General features: G+C 53.9%; 20 protein-coding genes. 11 read left to right on the top strand and 9 right to left on the bottom strand.

Going from position 1 to position 20464, the window contains the following annotated elements; translation table 11 throughout:
- Positions 1-74: 74 nt before the first annotated feature.
- Together K4305_RS05760 and K4305_RS05755 are read right to left on the bottom strand one after the other, a co-directional pair.
- The gene (locus K4305_RS05760; RefSeq protein WP_331561439.1) at positions 75-1103 is read right to left on the bottom strand and encodes a PstS family phosphate ABC transporter substrate-binding protein; all 1029 of its coding nucleotides are present in this window, start codon (positions 1101-1103) and stop codon (positions 75-77) included.
- Positions 1104-1361: 258 nt separating this feature from the next.
- On the bottom strand, positions 1362-1511 hold the full coding sequence (locus K4305_RS05755; protein WP_331561438.1) for a hypothetical protein: 150 nt from the start codon (positions 1509-1511) through the stop codon (positions 1362-1364).
- 453 nt (positions 1512-1964) lie between these two features.
- Between K4305_RS05755 and modD the strand changes: the two genes are divergently transcribed.
- From modD to K4305_RS05705, 10 genes are all read left to right on the top strand, one after another.
- Positions 1965-2810 (top strand): ModD protein, encoded by an 846-nt coding sequence (gene modD, locus K4305_RS05750; protein ID WP_331561437.1) that lies wholly within the window; start codon positions 1965-1967, stop codon positions 2808-2810.
- A 44-nt stretch (positions 2811-2854) separates the two neighbouring features.
- Positions 2855-3637: a molybdate ABC transporter substrate-binding protein gene (modA, locus tag K4305_RS05745; protein WP_331561436.1), complete on the top strand. Its 783-nt coding sequence runs from the start codon at positions 2855-2857 to the stop codon at positions 3635-3637.
- A gap of 34 nt (positions 3638-3671) precedes the next feature.
- Positions 3672-4418 carry a molybdate ABC transporter substrate-binding protein gene (modA, locus tag K4305_RS05740; protein WP_331561465.1) on the top strand — a complete coding sequence of 249 codons (747 nt, stop codon included), beginning with the start codon at positions 3672-3674 and terminating at the stop codon, positions 4416-4418.
- Positions 4419-4445: 27 nt separating this feature from the next.
- On the top strand, positions 4446-5132 hold the full coding sequence (gene modB / locus K4305_RS05735) for a molybdate ABC transporter permease subunit (RefSeq protein WP_331561464.1): 687 nt from the start codon (positions 4446-4448) through the stop codon (positions 5130-5132).
- Positions 5129-6184 carry a molybdenum ABC transporter ATP-binding protein gene (gene modC / locus K4305_RS05730; protein WP_331561435.1) on the top strand — a complete coding sequence of 352 codons (1056 nt, stop codon included), beginning with the start codon at positions 5129-5131 and terminating at the stop codon, positions 6182-6184. Before modB ends, modC begins: the two co-directional genes overlap by 4 nt.
- A 69-nt stretch (positions 6185-6253) precedes the next feature.
- A complete protein-coding gene (locus K4305_RS05725; protein WP_331561434.1) occupies positions 6254-6991 on the top strand; it encodes an SDR family NAD(P)-dependent oxidoreductase in 738 nt (245 codons plus the stop codon).
- 93 nt (positions 6992-7084) lie between these two features.
- Entirely contained in the window at positions 7085-7357 is a 273-nt protein-coding gene (locus K4305_RS05720; protein WP_331561433.1) for a DUF883 family protein, read from the top strand.
- Between the two features lie 40 nt (positions 7358-7397).
- Positions 7398-7781 (top strand): phage holin family protein, encoded by a 384-nt coding sequence (locus K4305_RS05715; protein ID WP_331561432.1) that lies wholly within the window; start codon positions 7398-7400, stop codon positions 7779-7781.
- Positions 7768-8145: a hypothetical protein gene (locus K4305_RS05710; protein ID WP_331561431.1), complete on the top strand. Its 378-nt coding sequence runs from the start codon at positions 7768-7770 to the stop codon at positions 8143-8145. Before K4305_RS05715 ends, K4305_RS05710 begins: the two co-directional genes overlap by 14 nt.
- Before the next feature lie 162 nt (positions 8146-8307).
- On the top strand, positions 8308-11784 hold the full coding sequence (locus tag K4305_RS05705) for an alpha-amylase family glycosyl hydrolase (protein WP_331561430.1): 3477 nt from the start codon (positions 8308-8310) through the stop codon (positions 11782-11784).
- 149 nt (positions 11785-11933) lie between these two features.
- Here the strand turns inward: K4305_RS05705 and K4305_RS05700 are convergent, their stop codons facing one another.
- The 7 genes from K4305_RS05700 to yihA all read right to left on the bottom strand — a co-directional run bounded on the left by K4305_RS05700 (position 11934) and on the right by yihA (position 18851).
- On the bottom strand, positions 11934-12488 hold the full coding sequence (locus tag K4305_RS05700; RefSeq protein ID WP_331561429.1) for a four helix bundle suffix domain-containing protein: 555 nt from the start codon (positions 12486-12488) through the stop codon (positions 11934-11936).
- Positions 12489-12726: 238 nt separating this feature from the next.
- Positions 12727-13557 (bottom strand): ferredoxin:protochlorophyllide reductase (ATP-dependent) iron-sulfur ATP-binding protein, encoded by an 831-nt coding sequence (bchL, locus tag K4305_RS05695; RefSeq protein ID WP_331561428.1) that lies wholly within the window; start codon positions 13555-13557, stop codon positions 12727-12729.
- 34 nt (positions 13558-13591) lie between these two features.
- Entirely contained in the window at positions 13592-15199 is a 1608-nt protein-coding gene (locus K4305_RS05690; RefSeq protein ID WP_331561427.1) for a ferredoxin:protochlorophyllide reductase (ATP-dependent) subunit B, read from the bottom strand.
- Positions 15200-15238: 39 nt separating this feature from the next.
- Positions 15239-16501 carry a ferredoxin:protochlorophyllide reductase (ATP-dependent) subunit N gene (bchN, locus tag K4305_RS05685; RefSeq protein ID WP_331561463.1) on the bottom strand — a complete coding sequence of 421 codons (1263 nt, stop codon included), beginning with the start codon at positions 16499-16501 and terminating at the stop codon, positions 15239-15241.
- A gap of 127 nt (positions 16502-16628) precedes the next feature.
- The gene (locus K4305_RS05680) at positions 16629-16934 is read right to left on the bottom strand and encodes an MTH1187 family thiamine-binding protein (RefSeq protein WP_331561426.1); all 306 of its coding nucleotides are present in this window, start codon (positions 16932-16934) and stop codon (positions 16629-16631) included.
- Between the two features lie 21 nt (positions 16935-16955).
- The gene (locus tag K4305_RS05675; RefSeq protein WP_331561425.1) at positions 16956-18260 is read right to left on the bottom strand and encodes an adenylosuccinate synthase; all 1305 of its coding nucleotides are present in this window, start codon (positions 18258-18260) and stop codon (positions 16956-16958) included.
- A 12-nt stretch (positions 18261-18272) separates the two neighbouring features.
- Positions 18273-18851 carry a ribosome biogenesis GTP-binding protein YihA/YsxC gene (gene yihA / locus K4305_RS05670; protein WP_331561424.1) on the bottom strand — a complete coding sequence of 193 codons (579 nt, stop codon included), beginning with the start codon at positions 18849-18851 and terminating at the stop codon, positions 18273-18275.
- A gap of 144 nt (positions 18852-18995) precedes the next feature.
- Here yihA and cysS point away from each other — a divergent pair, with 144 nt between their 5' ends.
- Positions 18996-20450, top strand: coding sequence for a cysteine--tRNA ligase (gene cysS, locus K4305_RS05665; protein ID WP_331561423.1), 1455 nt, complete (start codon positions 18996-18998; stop codon positions 20448-20450).
- The last annotated feature ends 14 nt before the right edge of the window (positions 20451-20464 follow it).

Genomic DNA, 20464 nt, shown 5'->3' with positions numbered 1-20464 from the left:
CCTGAACTCCGTGAATGATTTGCACAACGCCCCTGCCGGCTATCCGGGCAGGAAACGGCGCGCAATGGTTTTTCTTAGTCGAGCGATGCCGCAGTCAGCACTTTTTTCGAGGTCCAGTTGGCGCGAACAGCATCCCGCTGTGCCTTGGAAAGAGGAATGAGCCCGATTTTCTTAAGGTATCCGTATTCGCCGATCATCTTTTCACTCAGGAACAGATCGACATACTCTTTCAGCCCCTTGACCTGTGTCAGATGCGAACCTTTCACATAGAAAAAAAGGTCTCTCGAAACAGGATACTTGCCGCTGGTGATGTTTGCCGGAAGCGGAGCCACCCCGTCCACGGTTGCGCCCTTGATCCTGTCGGCATTCTCTTCGAGGAAGCTGTAGCCGAACACGCCGACGGCATTCCTGTCTTTCACGATACGCTGCACGATCAGGTTGTCATTCTCGCCGGAAGGCACGTAGATGCCGTCCTGACGGATCTTCTTGTACTTGCCGGCAGCGGCGCCGTACTCCGTCATCTTTTTCGAGGCGGTTTCCATCACCATTTCGTCGAATGCGTCCCTGGTGCCGGAACTGGTAGGAGGTCCGTAAACGAGAATCTTCTGCTTCGGAAGTGCAGGGTTGACCTGGTTCCACATCTTGTATGGATTCTTTACGAGCGAGCCTTTCACCGGAACCTCTTCGGCAAGGGCCATGAAAAGATCCTTGCGGGTGAGCTTCAGGGCAGGGGCGGATTTCGCGTTGGCGACGACGATACCGTCATAACCTATCACCATTTCGTGTATGGTTTTCACCCCGTTCTGCTGCGCACGCTCGAACTCAGACTTCTTCATTCTTCTCGACGAGTTGGTGATATCCGGCGTGGCCAGGCCGTCGCCTTCGCCGAACAGTTTGTGACCCCCGCCGGAACCGGTAGACTCGATTACAGGAGTGGCGAACTTCGTCGTCTTGCCGAACTCTTCGGCAACATAACTCGCAAAAGGAAACACGGTGCTTGAACCGACGATCCTGACCTGTTCACGCGCTTCGACCGCACCGGTAGCGATGCCGGCGAAAGCGCACGCCATAACGGCGCTCTTCCAGAAACGTTTTATGACCATGATGGAATACCTGTTTAATGAGTTAAACCGTAATACCTGACAGACCGAGAGCGCATATATCACTGTATGGTTATATATGCAAACCAAGATACGGAAGGAAGTGTTGAGGAATTGTTACGGACCGGTTACGGAACCGTTAAATTGAAAGGCTTGCAGCAGAAGGGGAAAAACGGAGCGCGGCATCACCACAAGAATCGGCCGGTGCATGGCGCGAACCAAGCGTTTTCGATATGGCTGCCTATGCTTTCCGGGGCGTTTTCATGAGCTTTCTCCCTGGCGCTCCATCACGAGCAGGCGACTTTCATGCTGCAGTTCGAGAACCGTTTCCGGAAGGCTGCCGTGCCGCAGCAGGGTTGAGATCTCCCCTGCGCAGAGTTTCGACGTGCGGAGGCGGGCCTGCTGCAGCATCTCTTTGCCGTGCTCAAGGGCCAGTCTGCTTTTTTATTGGCTTCAAGCTCGACAGGGTCTTCAGGAAAGTGTTTATGGCATGCAACCTCCCGGATGTTTTATTGTTTTCAGGCAATTCGTTATATTTATGACTGCATAACGCATATCTATCGCAAAAGTTTGTCCTGAAGACATGACTGCAGGACATCTTTCAACAGGAACGTAGGAATATTGCCGACACAACCAACAACTCGCCTTATTTATTCAGGTTTTATATTTTATTTTCCTTATATTTTTATTATAATAACCTCATAATCGAAAGAACGGAAGAGGAATCCCTCACGGGCCAGTAACGAAGGAAAAAGAGGCTGCCGGTCACAGATCATAAGCCGCTTTCGCCATGAGGCACCTGAAAGCGGCATTTTTCTGAAGGGCGGAATAACCGTAACGATATAACGAAATAACAAAACGAGTATGCTTTATCGGTTGCAGGACAGCGATATCGAACGCTTCATCGAAGAGGACGTGCCGTACGGGGATCTCACCACCTCGCTGCTCGGCATCGGCGGCAAACAGGGAACCATTACCTTTACGAGCCGGCATCACACTGTGCTCTCGTGCACAGAGGAGGCGGCAAGGGTACTGGAGAGGTGCGGAGCGACGGTGCTGTCGATCCTGCCAAGCGGCACGGAGGTGGAATCCGGAACGACGTTCCTTGCTGCATCGGGAAGCGCGGCAAGCCTGCATGCGGGCTGGAAGGTGGCTCTGAACCTTCTGGAATACGCTTCGGGCATAGCCACCCGAACCGCCAAAGTGGTGCAGGCAGCACGATCGTCCAATCCCGGCATCTCGGTGGTCACCACCCGGAAGTCGTTTCCCGGCACGAAGAAAGTGGCGATCAAGTCCATCATGGCGGGAGGAGCGCTCCCCCACCGGCTTGGACTTTCGGAAACCATTCTCGTGTTTCGCCAGCATACAGCATTTCTCGGCGGTCTCGACCGGTTCCTCGACGGACTTGCCCGACTTAAAGCCTCGGCGCCTGAAAACCGGGTGATCGTCGAAGCCGATACGGCCGAAGAGGCGCTGAAAATCGCCGCCGCCGGAGCCGACGTGGTGCAGGTTGACAAAATGCCGGCAGACGAGCTCGCCATTCTCGCTGGTGAAATACACCGCGAGTTCCCTGGCGTGAAGCTTTCGGCGGCTGGAGGCATCAACGCAGAGAATGCTGCAGCATACAGCGCTACCGGCGTTGATATCCTCGTACTCTCGTCGGTCTATTTCGGCAAGCCTGCCGATATACAGGCAACCGTCCGGGCATGAAGAAACAGATGAACAGCAGCAGCAACTCAGCATTTTTGTCAACAATGGCAAACACATGGCGTTTCATAACAAGAATAGCCCCGCTTCTACTGTTCTTTCTGCTGATAGTGAATCCTGTTATAGCTGGAGAGGTAAGAATTGCCGCAGGCGTCGGATTGAAAGACGTTCTCAACGAATTGACAGACAGGTACGAAAAAATACATCCGGAAACTCGTTTTTCAAAAAATTACGCACCATCCGGCGTTCTTGCCGGACAGATAGAAAACGGTGCGGTGACAGATCTGTTCATTGCCGCTAACACCAAATGGATGGATTATGTAAAAGAAAAGCATCTTGTCGACATAAAAAGCATCAGGATATTCGCAAATAATTCGCTGGTTTTTACCGGAAGGACAAGAAAAAAGGTTACCGGAATGCAAGATCTGGCTTATCTCGACAAAATAGGCCTCGGCAGTCCGAAGAGTGTCCCTGCGGGTGAATATGCAATAGCGGCCATTCATGAGGCGGGACTTGACAAGAAACTCAAAGGGAAGCTTGTCATGGCTCGCGATGTGCGTGAAAGCCTGATGTATGCCGAGATGGGCGAAGTCGACGGTTCGTTCGTCTTTCTAAGCGATGCGCTTCTTGCCAGGCAGTCAAGGACGCTGTTTACCGTACCACAGAATCTGTACCCTGAAATTGTCTTTCCGATGGCCCTGACGATAAAAGGCATATCGAATCCTGAAGCAATCTCATTTCATGAATACCTTCAGGGCATAGAGGCGAAAAAAGTCCTGAAAAAATACGGATTCGCAACCAGCCAGACAGTTTTCTCAACAAACAGATAATTCCTGAAACAATCCCGTAACACCGGATACTATGATGAAAAATACTCTCAGGCACTCCGCCTTCATACTGCTTCTTATGTTGCTGGGTTCTATGCCTGCAATAGCCGGAGAAGTGAAACTCTCCGTTGCCGCAAGCCTTAAGGAGGTGATCAATGAACTCACTGCGAAGTATGAAAAAGCTCATCCCGGGACCGTGTTCGTGAAAAATTTTGGCGCTTCGGGCGCTCTGGCCGGCCAGATCGAGAACGGGGCTCCCGCAGACCTGTTCATTTCGGCAAACATCAAATGGATGAATCACCTGAAAGAAAAAAAGCTCGTCCAAGAGAAGAGTATCGGAAACTTTGCAAGAAACACCCTTGTGTTCACCGGATCGACAGGCATAAAAGTAACCGGTATGAACGATCTTGCCAGACTCGACAAGATCGGCATCGGAAGCCCTAAAAGCGTTCCGGCCGGAGAATATGCACAAACCGCCATCAAAAATGCGGGTCTGGAGCAGCAGCTTCAGGGCAAGCTGGTAATGGCCAAGGATGTGCGCGAGTGCCTGATGTATGCGGAGCTGGGCGAGGTTGACGGCTCCTTCGTCTACCGCACCGATGCGCTGCAGGGCAAAAAAACGAAACTGCTCTTCACCGTACCGCAGAAGCTCTATCCCGAGGTGGTCTACCCGATAGCCCTGACAGCAAAAGCCGCAACGAACAGCGATGCGAAGGAGTTCTTCACCTATCTCAAGAGTCGTGAAGCCGGATCGGTGCTGAAGAAATACGGTTTCATCCTGTAACTCTCCTGAAAAAAACGATCAGCAATGTTGTCGCTCACACCCGAAGACATACAGGCCATCCTGCTCTCGCTGAAGGTGGCGCTGACGGCAACGATTCTGTCGCTGCCTCTGGGGTTCGCAACCGCTTGGCTGATGGTGTTCCGTTCGTTCAGGGGCAAGATGCTGCTGGAGGTACTCGTCAATCTTCCGCTTACCCTTCCCCCGGTCGTTATCGGTTATATACTGCTGCTCCTGCTCGGCAGGAACGGATTCCTGGGCCGGATGCTCGAAGCTTTGAGCATACAGGTCGTCTTTACCTGGAAAGCCGCCGTGATCGCATCGGCATTCGTGGGATTCCCCCTGCTTGTTCGTTCGATAAGGATCGGCATGGAATCTATCGACCGTCAGCTGATAGAAGCCTCCCGCAGTCTCGGAGCCCACTGGTACGATACGCTTTTCACCGTCATTCTGCCGCTCTCGCTCAGGGGAGTCCTTGCCGGCTCCTCGCTGATGTTTGCGCGCAGCCTCGGGGAGTTCGGCGCAACCATCATCGTGGCGGGAAACATTCCAGGCCTGACACAGACCATTCCTCTGGCCATATATGATTACGCAAGCTCTCCTTCGAGCACTATGATGGCGCTCTCGCTCTGCATCGTCGCGGTGATCATCTCGGTTTCCGTGCTTTTTCTGCATGAAATGCTCAGCCGAAACCTCAGCCGCAGGGAGGTGTCGTGAAACTACGGTTCGATGTTGAAAAGACTCAAGGGCGATTCACCCTCAGGGCCGCAGCCGGAATACAGGGATTACGCACCGGTCTTTTCGGGAAATCCGGCAGTGGCAAGTCCACGCTGGTGCACCTGCTTTCAGGCATGCTCACTCCTGACAGGGGAGAAATAGCGCTCGACGACGAAACGCTTTTCAGCAGCGAAAGGGGTATCTGTCTGCCGCCGGAAAAACGGCGGATAGCCATAGTATTTCAGCATGCCATGCTTTTCCCGCATCTGGGCGTAAAGGCCAACCTGCTCTATGGCTACAAACGGTGTCCCGATATAAGCCGTCGGATCACTCCTGATGCGATCATCGACGCCCTGCAGCTCGGCCCCCTGCTTCAGCGCGGCGTAAACCGTCTTTCGGGGGGAGAAAAGCAACGGGTGGCGCTCGGCCGGGCCGTACTCTCGAATCCGCGACTGCTGCTGCTCGACGAACCGCTTTCGGCGCTCGACGATTCCCTTCGGTTCCAGATCATACCGTACCTCTGCACCCTGAGCAGGGAATTCGCTATTCCCTATCTCTTTATTTCGCACTCCGTGCTTGAAATGCAGCTGATGACCGACAGCATCCTCGTCCTGCAGGACGGCGGGGTAAGCGAGGAGACCACTGCCGATCAGCTCGCCCGAAACCGGATGGCGCTCAGCCAGTCGGGTTATATTAACCTGCTGCACCTGCGGGACCCTTATGTGGTCAACGGCCTTTACTCCTACCGCTGGGGATCCGGAAACCTGCTGATCTCGGATGGAAAACAGAAAGGCGCATCGATTTTCGAACTTTCATCGCGCGACATCATTCTCTTCAAGCAGCACCCTGAAGCCATCAGTGCAAGGAATCTTCTGGAATGCAGCGTCAGCGAACTGTTCAGCTCCGACGGGCGGATAGGCGTAGTGCTGGAAGTAAACGGCGAGACATTCGTGGCTGAAATCGTGCGTTCCGCAGCCGAGGAACTCGACATTACCGTAGGATCGACGCTTTTTGCCGCCATAAAAGCATCTTCGTTCAGAAGACTCCATTGAAGCTCTTTCAACTTTTTACCAGCCCCTGCTGTTAACTGTTTGAACGGATTGAATCTAACGGAAACAGCCATGAAGACTTCCGGCAGAAGGGTTTGTTTTATGACCGGCGCGTCCGGCAAACTTGGCAGCGAAATAGCGCTTTCTGTTGCCGGGCAGGGCTACACGATATTCTTTACATGGCATCACGCCGAAGAAAAAGCGAGGGAAACGCTTGAACGGCTGAAGTGGGTGAGTCCTGAATCGGAGATGGTGCAGTGCGATATTTCGAATCCGTCGGAAATCGCCGCGGCATTCGAAAGGTTCCGGGAGCTGTACGACCGGCTCGACCTCCTGATCGCCAGTGCGTCGAACTTCTACCCCACCAGGCTTCCGGACATAACGGAAAAGGAGTGGGACAACCTTGTCGGCACCAATCTGAAGGGCACCTTTTTCACCATGCAGGAGGCCGCGCGGATCATGATGAAACAGCCATTCGTATCGCGCATGATCTCCATGACCGATATTTCCGCCGGTCTGGTGTGGAAAAGCTATGCGCCGTACACGGTCTCGAAAGCCGGCGTCCAGCACCTCACGAAAATTTTTGCCCGCGAGTTCGCTCCCGTCATTCTCGTTAACTCGGTTGCGCCAGGTACCATCAGCAGCTATCCGTCGCGCGAAAACGAGCCGGAAGAACGGCTGCTGGAGAAAATCCCGCTCGGAAGGGCGGGAGACCCTCTCGATATTGTCAGGACGATCCTCTTCCTCATGGAGAGCGATTACATAACCGGAGAGGTGATCAATGTGGACGGTGGGAGGGTTATTTCCTGAGTCGGAATACCCTATGTTGTTTCGGCATAATGTCCTTATATTGCTTATTGTTGTTATTACAGAAAATTCGGCTCAACACCAATTCAACCCGTTATGGAACAGGAAGTCCCGGTCGTCATACACAGCAGCAGCGAACCCGAACAGGATACACAACATGCCGACTCAACCATACCTGAGCAGGTCAGGGAGCTTGGCAGCACGGTTTCCGATGCAGTCACTTCGTTCATGGAGAGCGAACAGTACGAGCAGTTGAAACAGACTGCGGCAAAAGTGAAAACCTATATCAGGGAAAATCCTGTTCCTGCCATGCTCTATACACTGGGTGCAGGAACACTGCTTGGTTTTATCCTGAAACGGCGGCATTGAACGCTGTCCTATTTTTTCCTTTATAATCATGATTCGCCAGATGCTGAAAAACAGAGGTGGCGGCGCGCCTGAATCAAAACAGCCCGGTATACCTAAGCTGATAGAAGAGAGCATCACCTCCACCTTCGAGGATGTTGCGGCGATCATCGAGGCGAAAATCGAGCTGGTCAAGATAGATCTGACAAAAAAAATTTCTGTCGCGGCATCCATGGTCATGCTCGTTGTCGTGCTGCTGATCGGCCTGGCATACCTGATTACGACAGTAGCCTTGCTGCTTGGCGAACTGACCGGCCATATGTTCATCGGGTACCTGCTGGTAAGCCTCGTTTTTATTTCGTGTTTTTTCTTTTTCTTCAGAATCAGACCGGATATACTGCCCAACCTTATACAGAAACTTCTTCTTTCCGCACATGACTACAAATGACACGCTTGACGGCATACAGGCCCGTATAGAAGATCTTCAGAATACCATCGCCGAAAAGGAGGAGCAGATAAGGGACAGGGCTCGACAGTTGAAAGAGGATCTGCAGACCGAACTTTCTCCGGAAGAAATCGTCAGAAAGCATCCTTTTGAAACCGCCGGCGCGGTTCTGGCCGTAGGCTTCATGATCGGCAGGGCGCTGAAGCCCTCGTCCCGTAAAATCCGGACGGCAACAGCCGCACAGCCCCTACAGCCGTCGTCGTCCGTCAGAAGCGCGATGGGGTCTATCGGCATCGATATCCTGCGTTCGGCAAAAGATCTGGGTTTCACCTACCTGCAACGCTATCTCGACCGGAAAATCCGCTGATACCGGTACCATCCTGCAACTCCCTGCACGAAACATCCCTGGCGGGATGCAGGAAACCGAAATACCCCGCAGGGGTGTTTTATCGGGATTTTCCGTACCTTGTCATAAGCACGGCCATTCCCGGCTAAAGGGAAGGCCAAGTATTCCATTTATTCAGCCACCATGATCGCAACAACAATCGCTACCGGCAATAAAGAGCATTTTTATCTTAACCGGACGGCAAGAATGCTGTTTCAGCAGCATGATCCGGAATTTCTACGTCTTTCTGCTGATATGCAGGAAAGCCAGAAAAAAGCCGAAGAACAGTCAAAAATACTCAACAGCCATATCGCTTCCGGCGAGGGCATTCTTCCCGCCCAACTGCACGGCATGAAACTGCTGCACGAAGTGCTGCATTATGTGCTTTCAAAAACTGCCGCGCGACGCAATCCGGCACTTCTTGCCGATGTACGGAGGACTTTCGAAGAGTCGCTTCCGGAGCGGGACACTGCACGGTATCTCAACCGCTTCCTTGAATCGTTTCCGACAGCTGGTATTTTCAGCGGAACTGAAAAGACAGATGTCTTTCTGCAGGAAAAGGCTAACCGCGAGGAGGTGCTCGAAGAGTCCCTGCTGGTCTGGCTGAACAACCAGAATCCCGCGCTCGATCGACTTTCAGCGTACATCTCCGACAAGAAGCTGCGCGAAGAAAACGCCTACGCGAAACTCATCCAGGTTATGCTCGGGGCGATGAAAGCAATGGGGCCTGCCGGACCTGGCAATACGGATCTGGCGGAACTGATAACCATGCCTATCCGGCATGCGCCGAACTCCATCCTCGACCAGCTGCGCTATATCAGGCTGAACTGGGCGGATCTGCTCGAAGGGTCGCCGTTCTGGCCGCTTCTTGCCGAAGCGATCGCCTATATACAGGATGAGGATCGCTACCTCTTTTTTGAAAACCTCGCAGCCTCGCCCGAGAACCGGAAAGATGGCGGCTGGTTCGAAAAGGGTGCTCAGGCGCCCGATTTCAGCTCGCTCGACAATGCTCCGGCAAACTATTCTCCCGACTCTTCGTGGATGCCCGAGGTGGTTATGATCGCTAAAAGCACCTACGTCTGGCTCGATCAGCTGAGCAGGAAGTATGGGCGCCACATCGCCCGCCTGCAGGATATTCCGGACGAAGAACTCGATATGCTGGCAGGCAGGGGGTTTACCTCGCTCTGGCTTATCGGTCTCTGGCAGCGCAGTCCCGCGTCGCAGAAAATCAAGCAGATTCAGGGCAACCCCGAAGCGAAGGCTTCGGCCTACGCGCTCGACCGGTATGATATCGCCGACGACCTCGGCGGCTATGAGGGTTACCTGAACCTCCGTCACCGGGCCATGCAGCGGGGCGTCCGTCTTGCAAGCGACATGGTACCTAACCATACGGGCATCGATTCCGATCTCGTGAAAAACCGGCCCGACTGGTTTCTTTCTTCTCCGTGGCCGCCCTATCCGAACTATACCTATAACGGCCCGAACCTGTCGAGCGATCACCGGTACGGCATCTATATCGAGGACGGTTACTGGAACCGTTCGGATGCAGCGGTCACCTTCAAGCGCGTCGATCACTCGAATGGCGATACCCGATACATTTATCATGGCAACGACGGCACAAACATGCCGTGGAACGACACAGCCCAGCTGAACTTTCTGAGCGCCGAGGTGCGCGAAGGAGTGATCCAGCAGATCCTGCATGTCGCGCGCATGTTCCCCGTCATTCGCTTCGATGCCGCAATGGTGCTTGCAAAACGGCACATCCAGCGCCTCTGGTTCCCTCTGTCCGGCCATGAAGCCGCAGTACCGTCGAGAACCGCGCACAGCATGAGCATGGCCGATTTCGACGCGGCCATACCGGTGGAGTTCTGGCGGGAGGTGGTGGACCGGGTTCAGACCGAAGTGCCCGATACCCTGCTGCTTGCCGAAGCGTTCTGGATGCTCGAAGGTTATTTCGTTCGCACGCTCGGCATGCACCGCGTTTACAACAGCGCATTCATGCACATGCTCAAAAAAGAGGATAACGCCGGCTACCGCTATCTGATCAAGAATACGCTCGAGTTCGATGCCGAAATCCTGAAGCGCTACGTCAACTTCATGAACAATCCTGACGAGGATACCGCAATCTCGCAGTTCGGCAACGGAGACAAGTATTTCGGTATCTGCATGATGATGATCACCCTTCCGGGTCTGCCGATGTTCGGCCATGGCCAGATCGAAGGGTTCCACGAGAAATACGGAATGGAGTACGCCAAGGCATATTACGACGAGCAACCCGACGACCATCTGGTGGCGAGACACTACCGGGAGATCTTTCCGGTCATGAAGAAACGCCCGCTCTTCGCCGAGGTGTGCAATTTCTTTCTCTACGATGTCTACAGTCCTGAAGGGACGGTCAACGAAAACATCTTTGCCTATTCGAACCGGCTTGGCAACGACAAGGCGCTTTTCATCTTCAACAATACCATCAACCAGGCTTCGGGCTGGATCAGGACATCCTCCGGATACAAGTTCGGCGATGCGATCCGGCAATCCTCTCTTGTCGAAGGCCTCGAACTGAGCGCGGATGGTTCTGTGTTCGTTATTTTCAGGGATCATGCCTGCGGACTCGAATTCATCCGTCCGGCATCGCAGCTTGCTTCTGAAGGGCTGTTTTTGTCGCTCGACGGCTACCGCTACAATCTCCTTCTCGACTTCCGGGAGGTCAGGCCATCGAAGCTTCGCCCCTATGATATGCTCTGTCGGGAACTTGACGGACGGGGAATCGGCTCGATAGAACATGCCGTGCTCCAGATGAGCCTCTCTGGCCTGCACCGTCTCATCACCGAATTCCTCGACTCTGAGGAACTGCCCGTGCCGGAAGAACAGGCGGCTGACGAAGCCGGGCTGGAAGCATTCGGAAAACAGCTGCTCGCCCTGACCGAAAAGGTCGCCGTCATTTACGGAGATCTTGTCGATCAGGAGATCGCCCTGCCTGAAGATATCGATGTCCGGGCACTTGCGCTGTGCAGGGCAGCCGAAACACTGATGCAGCGGCGTGACGATCAGGAAAAAAGCGCTGCAGAAGATGCAGATCGGACGCTCTTCATGCACTGGATCGTATTCGATGCCCTGCAGCACCTGCTCGAAGGGAACCGGCTTCTGCGCACGAATATCATCGACGACTGGCTGATGCACGACAGCCTGAACGCCTATTACAACCAGGCCGGCATAAGAGGCATTGCCGGAGGAACGGTTGCTGACCTGCTCGCCTGTCTGCTTTCGACTCCGGAAGCCGCCGAAGAAGAGGTGCCTGAAATAATAGTGCTGGAAAGCATGAAGAAGCTGTACGATACCTGCAGAGGCTCGGTCGAACGTCTGCTGCAGATAGAGTACCGATACCAGAAGAGATGGTTCCGCATCGAAGGGTTCACCGCCTTGACGGCATGGCTTGGGCGCATTGCAAGAACGGAAGCGATGATTGCCCCGGAGCCCGAACCCGCTGACGCAGCATCGGAAGCCGTATGGAGCGAAGCCCTGAAGCAGCTCGACATGCAGGCCTTCCTTGCCGGTTACGAGCTTGGGGGATTACTTGCGGCGAAAGAAAGCATAACGGAAGATGAAGAGGAATTGATTTCCTGAACCAGACGGGACTTATGGGACTTATGGGACTTATGGGACTTATGAAAGAATAAAGACAGTGTTTGCGAAACTCGCAAGTGTTTTATTCTTTTTCTCTTGTCTCATTCGTCCCATATATCCAATCCGTCCCGTACGTCCCATTACTCGATCTATCTCCCCCGACTTCTTGCCTGCAGACGGGCCTGGGTCATCCGCTCCCGGATTCCTCCTTCTTTGAGAAAATCCTTTTCAAGCTTTTGTATTTGCCGATCAAGAAGGTAGTTGGTCTGATGAATGAGGCAGATGGCAATATTTGCAATCACTTCTGCAGAACGGGTTTCAACGAATTCCCGAAATGCCTCATAAGTCACTTTTGGACCGCTTGCAATTTTTCTCACATAAAGCGCTTCAGGCGACTGTTTTTCCCAAACCGAAAATCCATGCACTCGCAGATAGTCATAGTAGTCCTGAAGAAGCTCTTCAAGGCTCGCCCTGGCTACGCTGGTCAGTTTGATTTCAGTCTCTTTCGATGTCCCGGCAGCCTGACTGCCCTCGGCGATGTTCTGCTTGCCTGATCGCGCAGCCTGTACCATCTGATCGACAGTACGGTCTCCCCTGCTGATAAACCGCTGGCAGAACCGACACGTCAGGTCATAGACAATCTCGGATTTCCGGTACGAGAGCAATTCCCGGTAACCCCCGTGAGGCAGAATAATCTGGTTCATGGGCATAAAGTCTCGGACTTATGGAACTTATGGGACTTATGGGACTTATGGGACTTATGGGACTTATGGGACTTATGGGACTTATGAAAGAATAAAGACAGTGTTTGCGAACTATGCAAGTATTTTGTTCTTTTTCTCTTGTCTCATTCGTCCTATCCGTCCCATATGTCCCATTCACCAGCGCCCATAACGCACAAAAGCGGGCATTTGCCCGCTTCTGTTAAAAAATGCTGAATCCTTACTGCCAGCCGCCGACGATTTCGAATATCTCGCGGTCGCCGATTGGTACAGGCACCGAGGATTTCGGGTTTTCGGAGAGAATGTCTTCGGCAATCTGAAGGTATGGCTGCAGGCACTCTTCCTTGCCTTCTTCGCTGTCGTCCATGGCGAAGAGGGTTTTTCCGGCGAATCTGCTTCTGCGGATCAGTTCGTGATAGGGTACTTTGGCGAGCAGCCTGGTGCCGACCTTTTCGGCGAACTGGTCGAGCATGTTTGTGCCTCCGCCTTTGGCGTAGTCTACCCTGTTGGCTACGATGCCGGCAAGCTTGACCTTGTAGCGGACGCTTTTCTGCTGAATGGCCATACAGAGGCGGTTGGCGGCAAAGATGCTGTCGAAATCGTTGGTGGCGATGATGATGGCATAGTCGGCATAGTTCAGCGGCGCGCTGAATCCGCCGCAGACCACGTCGCCGAGCACGTCGAAGAGGATGACGTCGTATTTGTCGTAGAGGCCAAGCTCCTGGAGAAGGGTGACCGATTCGCCTACAACATAGCCACCGCAGCCGCTTCCTGCGGGAGGACCGCCGGCTTCGAGGCCGTCGATGCCGGCATAACCGGTTTCGATGATATCTTCGGCAGTGAGATCTTCGTGATGGAAATCAACCTCTTCGAGCGCTTCGATCACGGTTTTCTGGAGCTTGCCGGTAATGGGAAAGGTGCTGTCGTGCTTGGGGTCGCAGCCGATCTGCAGTACCTTGGCTCCCTTGAGGGCCAGGGCTGCGGATATATTGGCGCTGGTCGTGCTCTTGCCGATACCTCCCTTGCCGTACACCGCTAAGACTAAACTCATAATGAGAACAGGATAATGTGGTTGAATAAAATCCTTATCCGCCGAGCGACTCTTTTGCCTGCCTGAATACGTCGGCGGTAATACAGCTCTCGCCCTGCTGTCGGGCGAAGGTTTCGGTATTCTTGCGAACTTTCTTGCGAACGAAGAACGGAACCTTCTTGAGCATATTCTCAGCTTCATCGGTCCAGCTCATGCCGTCAGGATCGGTTGCCTGTGCCGGAGTTGCGACGGATGTCGCGCTCTCAGGCCCGCTCGCCTCGTGGCCGTTCGACGAAACTGCCGCATCAGGTTGGAAAGAGGATTCCTCTTCGTATTCCAGTCCGGCATCGCCGAAAAAGTCTATGAGATGCTTTTCGAGGCCAAGTTTGCATGAGATGTAGACCCTGTCGGCCATAACGTCTGCTCCGTCGAACCCGAAAAACGGGTAGTAGCCGAGCAGGTGGTTTTCGATATGGGTCGGCGGCGAAATCACCATGCAGGGCACGTCGAGCTTGCGGCAGCTGTGCCGCTCCATCTGGGTGCCGCAGACGAGGTCGGGAATCTCCTCTTCGATGAATGCCGAAATCTCCTGGAATTTGTCGGTTACCATCAGTTCTCCGGGCAGGTACCCCTGAAGCTGTTCTTTTACCCATGCAGCATGGCGCTCAAGGTAGGTTCCGGCGCCGATGATCTGCATGCCGAGTTCGTCGCGAAGGAACTTCACTACTCCGACGGTGTGGGTTGCGTCGCCGAAAACAAAGGCTTTCTTGCCGCTGAAGCTTTCCATGTCGGCGGTACGGGCAAACCATGGCACACCGCTCGGCGCGCTCAGGCCGTCAAGCGAAAATGCCCTGAGTGCCGGCATCCTGAGCAGCGGGGCTCCTTTGGCGGCAGCGACGATATTGATTTCCCTGACGATGCCTTCAAGCCACTGTCGTGTGGGTTCAACGCCAAGCGGTGCATCATAGAGGGCCGGCATGCCGAACCGGTCGCAAAGATATGCGGCAGCAGAGGCTCCGATTTCGCGATACGGGGCGATATTGAGCCAGGCGGCCGGGAGCTTGCGGAGATCGTCCGTTCCGGCGCCCCAGGGAGCCACGACGTTGACCTTGATGCCGAGCGTCTGAAGCATGCGACGCAGGCTTGTAAGATTGGCTCTCAGGTGGAAACCCAGAGAGGTGAAACCGAGGATGTTGACCGATGGTTCGGCAGTTTTTTCCTGTTCTGCGGCATACCGTTTCACCAGTTCAGTGAAGAGGCCGTCGGCGGCTTCGTTTTCGGATACCCTGAACGGATTGAGCGCATAGACCAGCAGCTTCTCTTCGGGCACGCCTGAATGCATGGCAAGCTGGCGAAGGTCCTCCTGAAGCAGAGCGGTGCTGCAGCTCGGTGCGATAACCGTGAGTTCCGGACTGTAGTGTTCGTTCACCTGCTGCAGGGTCGCCGGAAGCCTCGATACCCCCTGAGCGAGATCGCGTCCGCGTACCACGCTGATGGAAAGCCCCGGAAAATCCGGAGTGCGTTCGAGCATGGTGTAGGTGGCGGTGATATAGTCGTCTCCCTGAGGGGCATGGTAAACAGTGTGCACCCCTTTCATACTGTTGGTGACCCGGCTGATACCGTGCAAAGCGGTACCCTCGTAAAGCCAGAAAGCTAAGCGCATACGCTGATGACAGTTAGTGTTGCTGTTGCGTTCATTGGTTTATTCCGCGCTCGGCATGACGCCTTCGAGCCATACCGTTTCGTCGAATGCGGGCAGTTTGCTGCGGCGGTTGAACGGCGAAACAAAAAGGTTGGCCAGCGTGAACACCCCTGACCAGCTGTGGATGGACATGAGGGTGAACTCCATGCTCCATTTGACGATGAAACCATTGCCGACAAAGGGGTTTGCCGTCATGAGCGATGTAACGATCAGATCGGGCCGATCCCGTTTGATATCCTCGAGCTGGCGATGAAAATTCGGTTGTTCGACTACCCGCACGCCGTCAAGCGCTTCGAGTTCGCGGGAGTGGAATTTCTTGTTGATGTAAGCGCTACTGCATTCCACGACATCGGCTCCCGCGCTTTTGAGGAATCGCGCAAGCGGAAGTTCCATCATGGTATCGGCGGTCAGAAATACCTTTTTGCCCCGAAGGAGTTCCGTCTGCTGGCGGATCTTTTCCCATGCGGCCTTCTCGCGGTCGCGGAGGTCGACCTCAATGCCGAACTCTTTTGCGAGGTCCTCCCAGAACACTCTTGTGCCGTCCGGTCCGAATGGAAAGAGCGAGTTCAAAACGCGCGCGCCCCGTTCGCGGGCAAGCTTGACGGCAACCCTCGACAGATAGGGCTGAATTGGCGCGAGGACGGTATCGGGGCCGATGGCCGGCATGCGGTCGAAACGCGATTCGGGAAGGAATCCGGCGACCGGAATACCGAGTTCTTCGGCTTCGGCGCGAAGATCGTCGGCCGTGGCGTCGTTGACCGAACCGAGAAACACAACGCTTTTCTTTCCTGCGGGCGCTTCCGGGCAATAGGGAACAAGTGAATGGAGAACCGAATCTTCGGCCTGTGTGAAGTTATAGACAAGTCCGCTTGCGGGAACGAAAAGCACCGGTACGTCCGGAGTGCTGAGGTGATGGGCGAGACCCTTGAAATCGACTTTCATCACTTCCGGAGTGCAGGACGAAAGCAGAAAAATCACCGATGGATGGTGGTCCGCCTTGATTTCAGCTACAATATCCTCAAGACCCGGCTCGTGTTTGGCAAGATCTCCCTCCTCGATCAGCGCTATGCCGAAACGGGGCTTGGCAAAGATCATCATGCCGAGCGCGTTCTGCAGAAAATGTGCGCAGGTATGGGTGCCGAGAATCAGAAAAAAGCTGTCCTTGATCTTCTGGTACATCCAGCCGACACAGGCAAGGCCGCAGAAACTGTGCGTAACGTTGTCTTCCTTGATAATCGGGAATTCGCCGGGAACCTGCATCATGAAGTTTTTCCTCCTGAAATCGTTAACGACCGCGCTCCCTTTGGCGGGAAAGAACGCATCAACGGCGTCCATTGCGGTCATACATTAAGATTCTGAAGATATAATATTTTTCTTTAATCCTGTACTCTCAGGCACCCCCTATTTTCTCCTGGACCGAAGCGATCTTTTCACCAAGGTGAACCCGGCGGTCGCGCCGGTCGTCGATTTTTATGACCGTGTAGACTCTTTCGGCTCCCAGGCTGAAGGCGTGCTCGTGCAGGCGATGCGCCAGGAGAAAAAGATCGGAGACGGACCCTTCGACTGTGGTACCCATATCGTGCAGCCGGAAGCTGCAGCCGCTTTCGGCAAGGAGTTCCTGAAGTCCGGCCACGAAAGAGCTGAAACCGGAACTTCTTCCGTCGAGTGGAATGACGGTAATATCGAGAAGAGCCATATTGTGTTTCTCCTCGTTTTATCAGCGGAAAACTGTCTCTTCCCGGCCCGGTCCGACGGAAATGAAGGTCACCGGCACCTCCAGCGCGTCCTCGATATACCCGACATAGCTGCGGGCCGCTTCGTGCATCTCTCCGAACGTTCTGGCATGCGCGTTAGACGACATCCATCCCGGCATGGATTTGTAGACCGGGGTTACCCTCGAAAGCGTCTGATGGTCGGTTGGATAGTCGTGTATCTCCTTTCCGTCGAGCATATAGGAGGTACATACCTTTATTTCTTCAAAGGTATCGAGCACATCGAGCTTCGTGAGCGCAATTTCCGTCACGCCGTTCAGCGTAAGGGAATACCGAAGAGCGACAAGGTCAATCCATCCGCAGCGGCGTTTTCGTCCGGTCGTGGCGCCGAACTCGTGGCCGATACGCCCGAGTTTCTCGCCGGTTTCATCGAACAGCTCCGAAGGAAACGCGCCGTTGCCGACCCTCGTCATGTATGCTTTCACGACACCGATTACCTTGCCTACGTAGTTCGGTGCGATGCCCGATCCGGTACAGGCTCCGCCGGAGGTTGGGTTCGAGGAGGTCACGTAAGGGTAGGTGCCGTGATCGACGTCAAGCAGGCAGCCTTGCGCCCCCTCGAGCAGTACGGTTTTTCCTTCCTTGAGCTTGCGGTTGAGATAAAGCTGCGTATTGGTTACGAAGGGGTCGATGATCTTGTCGAATTCGGAATACTCGCGGACCATCGCTTCGACATCGAACGCCTCTTTATCGTAGATGTTCTTGAGCAGCTTGTTCTTGGCCGCAAGATTGTCGCGCAGCTTCTCCTGCAGCACTTCAGGGCTCAGGAGATCGACGACGCGGATCCCTTTTCGGGCGAACTTGTCTTCATAGCTCGGACCGATGCCGCGGCCGGTGGTCCCGATTTTCTGATCTCCCTGGGCATCCTCGGAAAGCGAATCGAGCCTTTTGTGGTAAGGCATGATGAGGTGGGCGTTGTGGCTGATGAAAAGACGTCCCTTCACCTCGTATCCGAGTTCTTCGACCTTTCTGATCTCTTCGAGCAATGCAACGGGATCGATGACCACGCCATTGCCGATAACGCAGACGCATCCCTTCTGAAAAATGCCTGAAGGTATAAGATGCAGCACAACGGATTTATTATCGAAACAGATGGTATGGCCGGCATTGGCGCCGCCCTGATAACGGACAACGATATCGTACTTGTTGGACAGGTAGTCAACGAGTTTTCCCTTTCCCTCGTCGCCGAACTGTGTTCCGACAATGACGGTCGCAGTCTGTGAAGGCTTACTGAATGTTTTTGATTCCACGTCGTTTGAGTTTTAACCGATAGAGTGTTCGAAATGGGCAAGTAGCTGCGCTTTCCCCTTTCCGGAAAAAGATGAATAATTTACAATAAATTTGGCTTTTGCCGAGAAACTTTCCATGGCGCGCAGTGCGGCGGTACGCTCTTTCTGAGTCAGCTTGTCGTCCTTGGTCATGACGACGCCGTACGGCCTGCCGTGAAATTCGAGAAAATCCGCCATTTCTCTGTCAGAAGACATTCCCGGGTGGCGGGAGTCGATCAGGAGAAGCACGAGCGCAATCGAACGCCTCGACCTGATGTACACTTCCAGCAGATTTCCCCATCGGGCTTTCTCCTGCTTTCCGACCGCCGCGTAACCATACCCGGGAAGATCGACGAAATAGAGTTCCCCGTTGATCCGGAAATAGTTGATCAATCTGGTTTTTCCGGGAGTGGAACTCGTTTTGGCCAGCCCTTTGACGCCGGTCAGCGAATTGAGAAGCGTGGATTTTCCTACGTTGGAACGACCGACAAAGACAATCTCGGGAAACGTTTCATCGGGAAGACCGGAGGGAGTGGAAACACTTTTAAAAAAAACGGCGTTAGTGATGTTCATGCCATGGCGTCTGACGATCCCGAATGGTCTTGCCCATATACGGAAGCTGTGGTAAAAAGGAAGCTAAAAACCTTGCGTTAAAAACCCAAATGTTTAACTTCCGTAAGGTTTTTCAGTCATCAGGGACCTCTTACGACGCGCACCATGGCATTACAGATTTACAATTCTCTCACCCGAAAGAAAGAACCGTTCGTGCCGGTACACCCCGGCGTTGTCGGCATGTACGTTTGCGGGCCAACCGTGTACGGACATGCGCATCTCGGCCATGCCAAAAGCTACGTCTCGTTCGATGTGGTGGCCCGCTGGCTTCGTCAAAGCGGTTTCAGGGTAAGGTATGTGCAGAACATCACCGATGTCGGACACCTTACCGACGATGCCGACGAGGGAGAGGATAAAATAGCACGTCAGGCCCGGCTCGAAAAGACCGATCCCATGGAGATCGCGCAATACTATACCCGCAGTTTCTATGACGACATGGACCGGCTCGGGGTAGAACGCCCCAATATCGCGCCGACGGCTACCGGTCATATTCCGGAACAGATCGCTCTGATCGAAGAGCTGCTGAAGAAAGGACATGCCTATGAGGTGAACGGCAACGTCTATTTTTCGGTAGGGTCATTTCCGGACTATGGAAAGCTCTCCGGCAGAACCGATCAGGAGGCCCTGCAATCCGGCACCAGGGTGGAAACCCGAAGCGAGAAACGCCATCCATCCGATTTCGCGCTATGGAAGAAAGCCGAAGAGGGACATCTCATGCAATGGCGCTCTCCATGGGGAATGGGGTATCCGGGCTGGCATGTGGAATGTTCGGCCATGTCGATGAAATATCTTGGCGATACGGTAGATATCCATGGCGGTGGTATGGAGAACAAGTTTCCTCATCACGACTGTGAAATCGCGCAGTCGGAAGCCGCAACCGGAAAACCTTACGTCCGCTACTGGATGCATAACAATATGGTGACCGTTGGCGGGATTAAAATGGGAAAATCCCTGAAGAATTCTGTCAATCTCAAGGATCTTTTCCGAAGCACGGATCCTATGGTCATCAGGTTCTTCATCCTTCAGTCGCATTACCGTTCCCCTCTTGACTTCTCCGAGGCCGCAATACACGCGTCCTCTTCGGGGCTGGAAAAAATGCGTGATACCCGAAAACGCCTGCTTCAGACCGTGCCGGGCAGCGGCATCATAGACACTACCGAATTCCGTACAAAGTTCGGGGATGCAATGGATGACGATTTCAACACTCCGCTTGCGGTTTCGGTTCTTTTCGAGTTTTCGAAAACCGTCAACAGCGCACTCGATAAACCCGAAGGGCTCTCGTCGGAAGCGATATCCGATGCGGTTGCTTTTCTTGATACCTTTGCAGGGACAGTGCTCGGCGTCATAGCGCCAGCCGGGAAACCGACCGCCGTAACGGATGCGAAAAGCGGAAAAGCGCTCGAAAAGGTTGTCTCACTGCTCCTCGATATGAGGGCCGAAGCACGCAGAAACAGGGATTTCGCCCTGAGCGATCGTATCAGGGACAATCTGCTCGAGGCCGGCATAGAGGTAAAAGACACCCGCGAGGGCGCAAGCTGGTCGCTGAAAGCGGAATCCTGATTTCCGAAAAAGCG

The organism is Chlorobium sp., assembly GCF_036528655.1.
Taxonomy (GTDB): domain Bacteria; phylum Bacteroidota; class Chlorobiia; order Chlorobiales; family Chlorobiaceae; genus Chlorobium.
This window is presented reverse-complemented; position numbering and strand designations above follow the sequence as displayed.